This is a genomic window from Candidatus Eisenbacteria bacterium (genome assembly GCA_026388185.1).
Taxonomy (GTDB): domain Bacteria; phylum Eisenbacteria; class RBG-16-71-46; order JAFGJU01; family JAFGJU01; genus JAPLKG01.
The window spans coordinates 505,575-518,147 of record JAPLKG010000008.1 but is presented as its reverse complement, the minus strand read 5'-3'; the positions used below and the strand labels follow the sequence as shown (position 1 = coordinate 518,147).

Genomic DNA, 12,573 nt, shown 5'->3' with positions numbered 1-12,573 from the left:
AAGGACGGCGCTCCCCATGGGGACAGCTCCGGGGAAGGCGGGGTTGCAGGAGGTGAGGGTGGCACCAGCCGAAGCGGCTTTTCAGGAGGTGGCGACGACGGCGATGCTGGGGACGTTGCGGGTTCAGGTGACACTGCAGTCGCGCTGGTGCATGAGAAGGATGGCGCTCCCCGTAGAGACTCTGCCGGTGGTCGCGACGCCACCGATGCAGGCGGTTCGGCCTCCGCTGGAGGGACCGGCGCTGCAGCCATGCCAATAGATAACAGGTTCAAGGCAAGGAAAACGGTGAGAATCAGAAACCCCAGCCGTTGACGCCGTTCAATCACACTAGTCAATTCCTGTAATACCCCAATCCTGGTGCGTCAGCCGGACCGCCGCACAGATCCCCACCTGCGTTCTCAGACAAGAAGATTGACGCTTCCGCCTAGCGGTAAGGCGCTGAGCGTCCGAGCCATCATTTTCTTCAAGTTCTTGCACTCGTCCCGTTGGAAGCGTGGCTCTACCAGAACGACAATATAGCTACGGCGCCTCTACAAATCAACTTGTTATTTTGTGCCTGTGACGCGAGAAAACAGTGACCAAACCATGTACGTGACATGCCAACATGAAGGCTGATTAAACGATTGACATGATGTACATTGTGTGATATCTTTCAAAGGTTGAACGCGACTGCTCCATCGGCAGCGGCAGAACCAACAGTTGCGCGCTCAGGCAAAATACACGTCTTCACCGGCGAGTGTACCGAGAATGAAAAGGCAACGGGCAGGACCGTCACGGATTGAATTCTACGACAAAACACCCGGTTATGGACGGAACCCGCATAAGACCGAGGCAGTTCTCACAATTGAGCATAGGTGCATAAGGCCGAGATAGATAGAGACCACTAAACCGTGAGTGTTATCCGGAAGAGAAGACGTTCTAAAGGTACTTATCTCGAAACGGCATGACCAGTAGTTGGGCTTCATCAGACTCGGGAGAAACCATGTCGGGCACTCTCCAGAACACACCCATCCAACCTCATCGGGATCAAGAGTACACGGAAGCGAATCTCTATCTTCGCCACTACAGTTCTCTTCGCTTTGTCATGGTCTCTGTTTACTTTGCCGTCTCAGCGGCCGCGGTTTCAGCGGCCTTCGGACTTATTTCGCCGGAGAAGGGTGTCACGCACTCCGTGCTCATCGCATTCAGAGTGATCGGGCTGGGCGTTACCTTCGTCTTCTTCGGCTACGAGCGGCGCCTCGAACAGCTCATTCGTTACTATCAGGAGAAGGCCCGGGAGCTGGAGAGGCTCCTCCAGTACAACACCATGGAGGAGAGACCTAGATCGAACCTCATGTTTCGTGCGACCAAGGGCCTCTACATCATGTTCATGGTGTTCTGGTTCTTATCCTTGGCCCTCATAGGTAACGTATGAGATTGAAGCCTAACTTCGGGCTCCAGCGGCCGGGGCGCCGAGGCAATAACAACGTCTGGCGCGAGCCGCGCCGCAGCTGACCCCGCGCGTTCGGCACGACAGAATGAGAAGAATAGGGAAACCGAGTATGCGTAGGTTCTTTGAAATTGCCGCACAGTTGGCCCATGACACCGACTTTGTCAACTTCCAGAACGGGGTTGTCCGTGCCGCCTACGATGCCCTCAGCCAAGCATATGCATCCGCTGAGAATGAAGTTTCGATCATCACGAGACTCGTCACCGCGATTAACGAGAAGTCGTATGGCAGACTGATCCACATAGCGGCAAACAAGATCCATGGCCCGCGCTCGTACGTCGAGTTCAACTTTCGCGACAAGCCCACTACTAGAGAACTAGGAGATATGGTTGCGATCTCCATTGTGACGGCGGGAAAGCGCCGGCTTGTTGAGCGTGTGTGTATTATCCAAAACAAAAAGGCGAAGAACCAGAATTGGGGCATAGACGCAGAGCAATTGTTCCTGCTCAAGAACTTCCCGCCTTTCACCGGCAATCGCGGTATATTCCGCGGCATGGATGATGTCGTGTTCCGGAATTCCACTGGTTGTCTTGGAGCATTCGGGCTCCTCTCTGAACCAGGCGAGATGATCTTCGCATCAGCACCACTCCTTGCAGAGTTCTTGGCACAGAGCTCGACGCTGGAGCCGGCAGACGTGAGTTTCCCAAGTGTTCTTCAGCAGGGTGGACTGCAGTCAAGCTTCGCGAGTGGACCTGTTCCATTTCCGGGTCTTGACCCAGATGAGTATTACTTCATCCTTCGCGATGTTATGCGTAGAATCGGACCCGTTCCATGGCCAGGCGTCGGGCTTGGCATCCCCTTCTTGGGCAACCTCCACTTCGCTCGCGACCTCTACGATTTCATCCGAGGGTGGACTCAGATCAACATAGGGGAATTCACTTGTTGGCGTGGGGCGACCGCAAATCCAGAGGTCGACTCCTTCGCCACTCGCTTGATTCGCACCGCTAACCTAGGACGGGCGATTGACTTCCCGGTTGATGAACGAAGTGTCGAGATGAGTTTCGAGGGCGATATTGCCGTGCTGTTGCTACATATGGACATTGGGAGTGAAGACTAATCACGGGATGAGCTAGTCATCATGCCGAACCAGCCGCTGCACACGGACTCGGCTTCGCCGAGCCGGTGAACGGCGACGTTCGGCAAGAGGAAATCGATGATACATCTCATTCATGGCAGCATCTTTGACTCAAAATGCGACCTCCTGATCGTTCCGTGTGACAGCGGTGGGGGGGTGACTCACTCGGTATACACGAACCTTCACGAACGCGGTCTGCCCACGATGGTCGGCCACATTCCATATGGAAAGGTTCACTTCCGAGAGTCAAGGTATGAGTTCGCCAGTACGATTGGATACGCTGCATCGGTCAACGCGAACACGATCACGTCTGAAGCGGAGGCAATCAGCCAAATCGCAGGGGAAATTGTCCGCTATGCGACCGCGAATCAGATTAGAATAGTCAATATCCCTCTCCTTGGATCGGGTGCCGGAGGAATGACACCTGTGGATTCCTTTGAGGCCCTCCGGTCCATTCTTGCCGCAGAAAAGGACATCATCTTCAACGTGTTCTGCTTCACGCGTGAGGCATATCGGAACCTCTCTGCCGCCCGTAAGGTCGCGTCGGAAGAGAAGCCAATTCCTCACCCAAGGGTATTCATTAGTTACACTGGAACCAACAAGAACAACGCATCTTGGGTCAAGTTGCTGGCCACAGCGTTACGCGAACACGGGGTGGACGCACGTCTTGATGCATTTCACTTGAAACCCGGATTTGACCTTCCACAATGGATGGCAAATGAGGTCATCATGGCGGAGAAGGTGCTACTTGTCTGCGACAAGTACTACATGGAGAAGGCGGATTTCCGAAAAGGGGGGGTGGGCTGGGAGACAATGGTCATTCAAGGCGACATGCTTGCTCAAGGCGATAACAAACGGAAGTACATTGCCATCATCCGTGAAGATGCTGCCGATGAAGCCCTTCCAATTTATATGAAGTCAAAGTACGCCTTTGACTGGGGCAAAGAGTCAGACATAGATCCTGAAAGGCTCAAAGAACTTGTGCTGTGCATTTTCGATTGCGACACGGAACCGGAGCTAGGAGAGGTACCTACGTATGTGAAGCAGAAGATCCACAAGAACGGAACGGCCGAGCCAGACAGATCCAGCGTACGCGGTAAACCGCGCCGCTGATTTGCGACGTTACAGCTACTCTGGTGAGCTTCGGCACGGTCCAGTGGGCATGCGGAGCCGCCTCGCAGCACTCTAGGGGGGAACATCAGGATGGCAGAGAGACTCATTGACGAGCACTATCAGGTGATACGGCAAGTTGAATCGGGCTCGGTAGCGGTCACGTTCCTCGTTCTCGATCGGCTGTCTGGCCAGAGACTCGTACTGAAGTCTCTCAGGCCACTTCGCGAGGAAGCTCCTGCAGCCAAGGCGTCGTTGGACCGACACAAGCAACGCTTCATTCGCGAAGTTCAGGCGATGATCAGGCTGAACCACCCGAGCATCGTGCCCATATACGACTGCAACGTCAACGCAGACAATCCGTATTATGTCATGGAGTTCTGCGGGGGCGGATCCCTCGAGAAGATGATTGAGAATGGGCCCATGAGACAGCAAGCCGTACTGGATATACTGTGGCCCATATGTTCGGCCCTGCAATATGCCCACAACACAGGCATAGTGCACCGCGATATCAAGCCTGCCAACATCCTCTTTGCCACCAATGGCCATCCCAAGCTCGCAGACTTTGGGATGTGCCGAATCGCGGATTGGCATACTTTCACTTGCGGTGAGGACTCCATGCTGGGCACGCTATACTACCTCCCGCCCGAGCAAGCCCAGGATCCGCAATCTGTCGATGCTAGGGGTGACATCTTTGCCTTGGGCAGGACGGTCAGGCACATGTTGGTTGGTTCCCCCGTCGGCACATCCATGCCCTCATCCTCCGGCGGCTCGCGGGGCTCCCGGCGTCACCTCAAGCCGTGGGATTATGTCATCGGTCGGATGACACAGCTGGAGAGAGATCGACGCCCCGAGTCAATGCGGGCAGTCGGTCGCCTGCTCGTCCCTTTAAGTCGGGGTCGCGCCCTAGGGGACTATGCTAGGACGCACAAGCGAGCCTTCTTCCGCAGGACGACACAGAATCCTAGGGCCCTGACTTCCATAGCCACGGATGATCTCACGCGGATCGTAGCGGATAGTCTCTTGTTTAAGTTTCGCGAACCGCTCTTGCTTGATTATCAGTGGCTGACTTCTCTGATATCTCGTCTCGCCCTGGACCGCCAGGCCGCACCGCTTCTTTCGTTTCTCATTCAGGGAGTCGCTGCTCGCCCCAGCCGGAAACAGGTCATACGCCCATCCATGTCCAGGTGGCTCCTCGATGCCCAGAGACAGGCGCTTTCAATCACTGGCCCGGATGGTGCGAAACAAGTACGTAGGCTCGCCGCTTTTCGGTGGCGGAGGTGAGTCAGCATTGGGCATCTATGTCACGAGCCATAACCAGCCGCTCCACCCGCCAGTCCGCTGTGCATCCCGAGGGTGAGCCCCACCGTTCACCAGAGAGAAGACAAAGAAATGATACCGGAACACCTCGCGCAGTATGACTTTCGAACAAATCTCATCGCCGACCCGCACAATCCCGTACTTATCCAGAAGGCATGGCGTGACCACTTCGCAGGCGAGAGCCTCTGGAAGCCGGGAAAGGATGGAGGCAAGGCTTACCTCGGTGTGGCCAACAGTGAAGACGCCATGACATGGAACGTCTTCCGCAGCCTCCAGATTGAAGGCCCAAGGGGCCTTCAAGTGGTATCTGAGGTGCTCGGTCTTTCAGCTGTCGAATCCGTCCTGTTCTGGGGATGTGATGTTGAGAAGCATAGTGAGATCCAGCAACTCCTAAGCATCCTCATCAGAACCGTTGACGGGCAACTCAGGGGCACTATGACTGAGCCCGATCTTGTGCTTGTGACCGAGGGCGAGGTCGCTTTCGTCGAGTGCAAACTAAACCTCAACGGCGGCCAATCACCTTGGAAGGCACAAACAAATAGATCTAACGGCAAGGAAAGCGGTGCTATGCGCCGAATGAGATCCTACGCGAAGGTGTCAGGGTTCGTAGAACTGGAGAGCCTCAAAGACTGGGAAGACACATACCAACTCATCCGCCAGTACGTGTATGCGACACGAATGGCTGATGCGCTGAGGAAACAGCCCGTGGTAGTCCCTGTGATCAACGGCGAACACGCGGGAATTCTTAAGACTTTCTATTCTCTTGTTCAAGACTCTCCGCTGAATCAGGGTGGGGTTTTCAGAAATCTTGCGACCTGGCAAGATTTCTCGGCCAAAGTGGCATGCGCACAACTCGCCTGTACGGCAAGGTTGATCACGAAGATGATCGAGTCTCTTGATTCATCGAGAGAAAAAGGGCGGACAAGACAATAACCTGAGCGTCGCTGCGCGGCGCCAGGTTATTGCTGGCGTTCGGTGATTCTAAGCGGTCGAAATCCCATGAGCGTTGATTTGATGAAAGAGCAATATTACTTTGAGCTCAACCGCAGACAACAGATCGAAGGTGCAGTTACGCTACCCATAGCGGTGCTAACTGGCCTCACTGGGGTAGCTTTTTCGTTTGTGAAACTGTTCGCCTACTCTTCAGGCTACTTGACCTACATCTTTCTTGTCTGTGTGCTCGCAGCTTTTCTTGCCCTAATCGCAGCGTTCTACTACATTGTACGAGTCATGCACCGTTACAAGTATTTGGTCCTACCATCCTGTAACGACCTGCTAGCGTATTCCACAAACAACAAGGCGTATTACCGTGCTTTGAACAGGTCAGAGTCAGAAGCTGAGAAAGAGTTTGAAGATGAACTCGAACGAAGTTATGCGGAAGCCGCAAGCGTCAACATGGAGAACAACATCTCCAGAGCTGCCTTCCTGTACAGGGCAAATATAGGTCTAGTACTTGGAGTCATATTCATGGCTCTGAGCGCGGTCCCATTCACTGTGAGCGAGGCGCGACGTCCCCGAGATGTGCAACGGATTGAGACCGTCAATTTCACTCAAACAGAGAAACCCCCGGGAGGAAATATGTCTGAAGATCAGCCAAAGGTGCCACAGCAACCTACGAAACCCGCTGAGCCAACTAAGAAACCCCAGTTTCCACCCAATGTGGTGACAAGACAGGGTGATCAACCAAAAGAGAAATGAACTACCGAATCTCCGGCTGGAGCGGACGGAAAGTCTTGCCGCTCGCCCGTGACGTTCGGCGGGAGAGAAAGAATGAACAATTCCATTCAAAAGAGCATTATCCAACGGGTGCGTGATCTCTTAAACATGCGGGATGAATGTAGCCCCATCGAACTTCATTCGCGGCTCCGGGAATATTGTCATCACATTCATCCAGATAGGTTTGTTGACGCGGAGTCAAAGAAAACCGCTGAAGCACGCTTCAAGGCTGCGCAGGAACTGATGCCAGAACTGTTCCGATTCATTCAAGATGAGGCAATTCGCAGAACACCCGCAGAATTAATGCTATACAGGCCCATCTATGACAACGTGTTCACACAACACGAGCTTGACGAGGCAAATAAGGAGATTGAGCGCCTTAAGCACCGCATTGAATGCGGTGAGTTTGAGATCGAGCAACTGAAAGATGAACTCAAGAGAAAGGAAGATGCTCGCTTTCAAGAAGAGCGCCGAAATCTCGAAAAGCTGTATAAGCCGACACCAGGAAGCTTAGCTTCTCTCGGGCTCGTCTTCATGCTCGGTGCACTTATGCCTGCGATGAACAAGGTCAAGGAGACATCAGATTTCATCTCTCAGTATTCGCCTTTTTCTCCAGCCACCATCAAGATGACTCTTTTTGTACTTTTCGTGACGATGTTGTTCTTAACCCTAAAACAATATATTGAAAACCTCCTTCTCCGGAGACGGGTACAAGAGGTTTGTTCGACTCGCTTTTCCATCGACTTCATGAATCACCTTTCCTATGTTTACACATGGGAAGATTGCAAACGAGGAAAATTTACTGAATCTCATGCTTTTGATTTCATCGCTGGCAATAGAGCTAAATGGAAATCTTTACTGGCCCATATAGGATTCCCACTATTTCGGACAAGTACATATGAATTGCTCAAGAATTGTTTCATAGGTTATCTCATACAGAAACAACTAATTGAAATCTCCAATGCAGAAGATTTGAACAGAACATTTACAGTAAAAGATGCGAAATATTACTGGAGACCATGACAAAGACCGAACCATCACATGGAGCCGATTCTGCTCACTGTGCTCCGCAGAACGGCTCATGTTGATGTTCGCCGAGAAGATGAACAGATGAAAACTCCAATCGAACAGCAAAACGGGATCGTAGCAATACTCGATGCGCTCGGCGCGGCCACTTACAACGATGCCGAGGTCGAACGCTTTTTGTAATCACGATCCTATGTCCTCAGACTCCTCAACCAGAAAACCGAAGGTGTGCTTGGCAGGATCGCTTCCGACCGCGTCACGACATTCACGTTCAACGATACGATTCTTGTTATACTCAAGTGCGGATCACGAGCGCCAGAACTCAATGACATCACTTCCTTTTTCGCAATCCTCAGGAAGTTTCTCGTCGACTCCATGCAGCACCGGATACTTCTGAGAGGCTCGATCTCCATCGGCTCCTTCTATGTAGACGATCCAACAAACACCGTCATGGGACAAGCCGTCACGGACGCAGCAGCTTGGTACGACAAAGCGGAGTGGATCGGCGGAGTCCATGCGACACCACATGCAACAATCATGATCCAGCGATGGTTAGAGCATGACTCCGCGACAAAGGGCAACGTCATGCCGGATTACGACATCCCCCTTAAGAACGTCAAGATAGTTCGCGTCAAGGCTGTGAATTGGCCCAAGGTATTCTTCGTGCCATCAATATCACCGTGCCGCGATGGGGAAAGACCAAGAGAAAAACTCCTAGAGTTTCTTGCAATGCACCAAGTCCCCCGAGAGACAGAGTGCAAGTATTACAACACCATCGCATTCTTTGATGACGCGGTGAAAGTAATCAAGAAACAGGAACGGCGAACAAGCGGCTCCACTGTACGCAAAATCCGCGGTGGGATTTCGCGTCGTTGAGCCACACCGTTACCTAGCATGGGAGTACTTTCAACCACATCCAGCATTCCTAGGCGTTCCCTGAGGAGAAACCAATGCCAAATGAGGTTCGTTGGATTAGGTCCCGTATCGCCGAAGCACGCAAAGGTCATGCATCTGTGATCGAGGCTGTCGCCTCAAGAATGGAGAAGTTGCTCAGTGGTGGGCTCAGCGAGCAGCCGCTGTCTCTGACAAAGCTGACAAGCATCGCGAAGGCACTCATCGCTGACATGGTCCCCACCCCACCCAAGACGGAGCCGAAGCAATGAGGATAAAGAGCATCCAACTGGCGTGGTTTCGCGGCGCAGCCGATCCTGTCTTGCTGGAAACGAACTGCAAATCCATAGTCGTTTATGGGGAGAATGGTTCAGGAAAATCATGCTTTGTGGATGCCATTGAGTATGTGCTCAACAGCGGCAGAATCGGACATCTCGCCCACGAGTACAGCGGCAAGCACCAGGAGAGGGCAATCCCCAACACCCACAAGCCCAAGAATAGAAAGACTGAGCTAAGAATCATATTCAAGGATGACGTGACACTACGAATCGAGATCAAGCCAGATGGGTCCTCCATCTGTTCAGGAGCTGAGACAATCGCGATGGGTACCTGGGACTACCAGCGCCTCGTCCTGCGCCAAGACGAGGTCGCGGCATTCGTTCACGATACAAAGGGAGGAAAGTACTCCGCTCTACTTCCTCTTCTGGGGCTGCACAAAATGGAGGTGGCAGCAGAGAACTTGCGGCAACTCGTTAAATCCGTCGAGCAGCAGGCGAAGCTCAAGGAAATCAAGGGCGTTCTCCAGGAAGTGGAAAGAAAGCGGAGGCTCACTTTCGGCGCCGACGGCGACGAGCAGATACTCAAAAAGATTGAAGAACTCCACTCGAGGTATTGCCCGGACAAGGCTGCCACACGAGACCACATGTCCTACTGCAAGCAATTGGAGACAGCTATCGACACACTGGTCAAACGGTTCTCTAAAGAGCAGAAGCGATATTTTGCTCTTCGGGATGCAGCCGACGTTGGCCTGAAAGGCCATGTCGGCGCTGTACGCGCGGCCAATGCCAAACTCGCCGAGGCGGTCGAGCCGTTGATCGCCGAGAAGTTAGAGGTGCTGCAATCGACAGACGAATTCGTCGAGAAACTAGGAGACGAGGAAGAGGTGGAGTGCCCAGCCTGCGGGCAGTCCATTCCAGTCGACGACTTTAGGGCGCATATTGAGGCCGAGCGGAGACGGCTCCAAGATGTCATTGACACATTCAACACCCGCAAGGGGGCTATCGCAGCTCTGTGCGACAGCGTTAAGTCCCTCAAGACCCTCCTTGCCAAGGCCGATGTCAAGTCGTGGCGGGATGAACTTTCCAAAGGCCCCCTGGCTAAGAACTCAGCATACCTCGATCAGATCAACGGCGAGGCACTTCGCACGTCATGTGGGGAAGAGAAGCTAAGAACAATCGAGAAGAAGCTCCTTCCACTGACCACCGCTGCCGATGTCGCCTCAAAGCACGCCCCTCCTGATGTCGAGCAGCTATCGGCGGACAAGCGGATAGCCGAGGTTGCTGAGGCCGTGATTGAGGCCAAAGAACTGGCTCTTTCTGCGGCGCGCGCCCATGCCCTCACGTCGTTCCTCAGCTCCCTTGAACAGGGTGTCCGGGACGAAATCAGGTTGCGCTCGCAGACCGTGATCGACGAAATCTCGACAGACATACAGGCGTTGTGGGCAATCCTGCACCCGGGAGAGTCAATTGAGGCCGTCTGTCTCTACGTCCCGAAAGACGCTGAAAAAGCGATCGACATAGGGCTTAAGTTCTACGGCGTCAAGCAGAATTCCCCAAGACTGACGCTCTCCGAAGGCTACCGTAACAGTCTTGGTCTCTGCATTTTCCTGGCCATGGCCAAGCGAGAAGCGGACAAGGATCGGCCACTCATACTCGACGACGTGGTCGTCAGCCTCGACCGGAACCACCGAGGCATGATCGCGGAGGTACTGGACAAGGAATTCAGCGGGAGGCAGGTGCTACTTCTAACCCATGACCGGGAGTGGTACGCTGAACTCCGCCAGCAGCTTGACAGTAAGAACTGGACCTTTAGAGCGCTCTTGCCTTACGAGACCCCGGATATCGGTATCCGCTGGTCGCACAAGACTACGACCTTCGGTGATGCCCGCGCCCACCTCAAAAAGCGCCCAGACTCAGCAGGAAATGACGCGCGGAAGATCATGGACATCGAACTATCACTCATCGCAGAGCGCCTCCACATCAGGCTACCCTTCCTGCGCGCCGACAAGAATGACAGGAGGATTGACCTCCCCCCTCTTACTGATCCAGGGGTGACCTCACGGTTTCTCCCTCTTTAGACAGCTGCTCGTCGTACTTCTTCGCAAACTCTCTCGGCGTTTGGTTCTTCAACGACTGATGCGGTCGGACCTCGTTATAGTCTCTCCTCCACGCTTCGATCTTCTCCCTCGCATCAGTCAGGTCAAAGAACAACTGCTGACTCAAACACTCGTCCCGGAACTTCCCGTTGAACGATTCAATGAAAGCATTCTGAACAGGCTTGCCCGGTTCGATAAAACTGAGCTTGACGCCGTGCTCATAGGCCCAGCGATCAAGAGCAGCACTATTGAACTCAGGCGCGTTGTCACATACGATCTCTCCAGGCAACGGCCGTTCAGTCCCGACCCGATCCAGTGCCTCCGCAACCCCTTCTCCAGTGATCGATAAGCTTACCGAGATGGCCGGCGACTCACGTGTGCAGTCATCCACCAACGTCAAACATTTGAACCGACGTCCCGCCACAAACTGATCATGAATGACATCCATGCTCCACCGCTCGTTCGGCCGCGCCGGCAAGGCCGAGACCACTCTCACCCTGCTGACTCGCTTGGGCCGCCTGCGAAGCCGCAACGACAACCCGAGCTCACGATATAACCGCTCCGTCCTCTTGTGGTTCACCACATACCCCAGCCGACGCAGCAGCACGTGTAACCGATCCTGCCCCCAGCGCAAACGCTCTTCAGCCAACCTTCTCAGTACCTCCCGAAGTTCCCGGTTACGATCCGCTCTCACTCGATAACGACACGTCGACCGATGCACTTCCATCAAGTTACACGCTCGCCGCTCGCTCATCCCATACCCACCCCGCAAATAGCCCACCACGTCACGTCTCGCGGCGGGCCTCACCATTTTTTTGACAAAACATCCTTCAACGCCCGATTATCCAACACCGTCTCCGCCAGCAATGTCTTCAAACGACGATTCTCCTCCTCCAACCCCTTCAAACGCCTGACATCAGGTACCGTCAATCCCCGATACCTCTTCCGCCACGTGTAAAACGTCCACTCACTCATCCCGTACTTCCGGCACGCCTCCGTCACCTTCAGTCCCGCCTCCACCTCCTTCAAGATCCCGATTATCTGCTCCTCGCTGTACCGGGAACCCTTCATGTCCAGTCCCTCCTTAAGGGTAATACTACCCCAAAATCGAGGCCTCAACTGGACCAGTTTTCGGGGGGAAGGTCAGGATGGCCCATGACTTCTTGGAGCGCTTGTTAGCGAATGGCAAGAGATCCTCCTTCCAGAAGAAAGAGGACAATCACTACGTCACTCACACAGAGGCGATCGATGCCCTGGACAAAGCGGACAAGCTACTCATGTCATGGGCCAACCGTGCCTCCCACACCTTCGACGTCGTTTGCTCTGAGGCCACCAAGCTCATAGATGCTTGTGAGAAGGCCCTCGAGTCTTTCAAATGCCCATCGTGTGGTAAAGGAATCTGGTTCGCCGACGCCGAAGGCTCCGAGTTGGTTCAGTGCCAGTGCGGAGGCATACGTTGGCGATACGGGAAGGGCTAGCAGCTCCCCAGCCAATCAATTGGTACATATGCTGGCCCAACTAGTCCACGTGTAGCCCCACATAACCATTCGCTCCAGGCCCCGTTTGGACCGA

General features: G+C 53.8%; 13 protein-coding genes. 12 read left to right on the top strand and 1 reads right to left on the bottom strand.

What is annotated here, in order from left to right:
- Positions 1 to 58: 58 nt before the first annotated feature.
- The 11 genes from NTX17_04980 to NTX17_04930 all read left to right on the top strand — a co-directional run bounded on the left by NTX17_04980 (position 59) and on the right by NTX17_04930 (position 10,983).
- Entirely contained in the window at positions 59 to 259 is a 201-nt protein-coding gene (locus NTX17_04980) for a hypothetical protein (protein ID MCX5800723.1), read from the top strand.
- Positions 260 to 982: 723 nt separating this feature from the next.
- Positions 983 to 1,414 carry a hypothetical protein gene (locus NTX17_04975; GenBank protein MCX5800722.1) on the top strand — a complete coding sequence of 144 codons (432 nt, stop codon included), beginning with the start codon at positions 983 to 985 and terminating at the stop codon, positions 1,412 to 1,414.
- A gap of 103 nt (positions 1,415 to 1,517) precedes the next feature.
- The gene (locus tag NTX17_04970) at positions 1,518 to 2,546 is read left to right on the top strand and encodes a hypothetical protein (protein ID MCX5800721.1); all 1,029 of its coding nucleotides are present in this window, start codon (positions 1,518 to 1,520) and stop codon (positions 2,544 to 2,546) included.
- 96 nt (positions 2,547 to 2,642) lie between these two features.
- Positions 2,643 to 3,677: a TIR domain-containing protein gene (locus NTX17_04965; protein ID MCX5800720.1), complete on the top strand. Its 1,035-nt coding sequence runs from the start codon at positions 2,643 to 2,645 to the stop codon at positions 3,675 to 3,677.
- Between the two features lie 90 nt (positions 3,678 to 3,767).
- A complete protein-coding gene (locus tag NTX17_04960) occupies positions 3,768 to 4,958 on the top strand; it encodes a serine/threonine-protein kinase (GenBank protein MCX5800719.1) in 1,191 nt (396 codons plus the stop codon).
- Between the two features lie 108 nt (positions 4,959 to 5,066).
- Complete coding sequence (locus NTX17_04955) at positions 5,067 to 5,927, top strand: hypothetical protein (protein ID MCX5800718.1); 861 nt, start codon at positions 5,067 to 5,069, stop codon at positions 5,925 to 5,927.
- A 66-nt stretch (positions 5,928 to 5,993) separates the two neighbouring features.
- Positions 5,994 to 6,692, top strand: a complete 699-nt coding sequence (locus tag NTX17_04950) for a hypothetical protein (protein ID MCX5800717.1) — start codon at positions 5,994 to 5,996, stop codon at positions 6,690 to 6,692.
- Between the two features lie 72 nt (positions 6,693 to 6,764).
- Entirely contained in the window at positions 6,765 to 7,733 is a 969-nt protein-coding gene (locus NTX17_04945; protein ID MCX5800716.1) for a hypothetical protein, read from the top strand.
- 231 nt (positions 7,734 to 7,964) lie between these two features.
- Positions 7,965 to 8,612 carry a hypothetical protein gene (locus NTX17_04940; GenBank protein MCX5800715.1) on the top strand — a complete coding sequence of 216 codons (648 nt, stop codon included), beginning with the start codon at positions 7,965 to 7,967 and terminating at the stop codon, positions 8,610 to 8,612.
- Positions 8,613 to 8,686: 74 nt separating this feature from the next.
- On the top strand, positions 8,687 to 8,899 hold the full coding sequence (locus tag NTX17_04935; GenBank protein ID MCX5800714.1) for a hypothetical protein: 213 nt from the start codon (positions 8,687 to 8,689) through the stop codon (positions 8,897 to 8,899).
- Positions 8,896 to 10,983: an AAA family ATPase gene (locus NTX17_04930; protein MCX5800713.1), complete on the top strand. Its 2,088-nt coding sequence runs from the start codon at positions 8,896 to 8,898 to the stop codon at positions 10,981 to 10,983. Before NTX17_04935 ends, NTX17_04930 begins: the two co-directional genes overlap by 4 nt.
- Here NTX17_04930 and NTX17_04925 read toward each other — a convergent pair.
- Positions 10,943 to 12,072 (bottom strand): IS3 family transposase gene (locus NTX17_04925; GenBank protein ID MCX5800712.1). Its coding sequence is split into 2 segments (ribosomal slippage): positions 10,943 to 11,820 and positions 11,820 to 12,072, totalling 1,131 coding nucleotides; the frame shifts between segments, so codons are not numbered across the junction. The genes NTX17_04930 and NTX17_04925 overlap by 41 nt on opposite strands.
- Positions 12,073 to 12,149: 77 nt before the next feature.
- Between NTX17_04925 and NTX17_04920 the strand changes: the two genes are divergently transcribed.
- Positions 12,150 to 12,479, top strand: coding sequence for a hypothetical protein (locus NTX17_04920; protein ID MCX5800711.1), 330 nt, complete (start codon positions 12,150 to 12,152; stop codon positions 12,477 to 12,479).
- The last annotated feature ends 94 nt before the right edge of the window (positions 12,480 to 12,573 follow it).

Excerpts from the sequence above, each read along its gene's own strand:
- NTX17_04975 (MCX5800722.1), top strand. The coding sequence starts at position 983 with ATGTCGGGCACTCTCCAGAACACACCCATCCAACCTCATCGGGATCAA.
- NTX17_04970 (MCX5800721.1), top strand. The coding sequence starts at position 1,518 with ATGAGAAGAATAGGGAAACCGAGTATGCGTAGGTTCTTTGAAATTGCC.
- NTX17_04965 (MCX5800720.1), top strand. The coding sequence starts at position 2,643 with ATGATACATCTCATTCATGGCAGCATCTTTGACTCAAAATGCGACCTC.
- NTX17_04960 (MCX5800719.1), top strand. The coding sequence starts at position 3,768 with ATGGCAGAGAGACTCATTGACGAGCACTATCAGGTGATACGGCAAGTT.
- NTX17_04955 (MCX5800718.1), top strand. The coding sequence starts at position 5,067 with ATGATACCGGAACACCTCGCGCAGTATGACTTTCGAACAAATCTCATC.
- NTX17_04950 (MCX5800717.1), top strand. The coding sequence starts at position 5,994 with ATGAGCGTTGATTTGATGAAAGAGCAATATTACTTTGAGCTCAACCGC.
- NTX17_04945 (MCX5800716.1), top strand. The coding sequence starts at position 6,765 with ATGAACAATTCCATTCAAAAGAGCATTATCCAACGGGTGCGTGATCTC.
- NTX17_04935 (MCX5800714.1), top strand. The coding sequence starts at position 8,687 with ATGCCAAATGAGGTTCGTTGGATTAGGTCCCGTATCGCCGAAGCACGC.
- NTX17_04930 (MCX5800713.1), top strand. The coding sequence starts at position 8,896 with ATGAGGATAAAGAGCATCCAACTGGCGTGGTTTCGCGGCGCAGCCGAT.
- NTX17_04920 (MCX5800711.1), top strand. The coding sequence starts at position 12,150 with ATGGCCCATGACTTCTTGGAGCGCTTGTTAGCGAATGGCAAGAGATCC.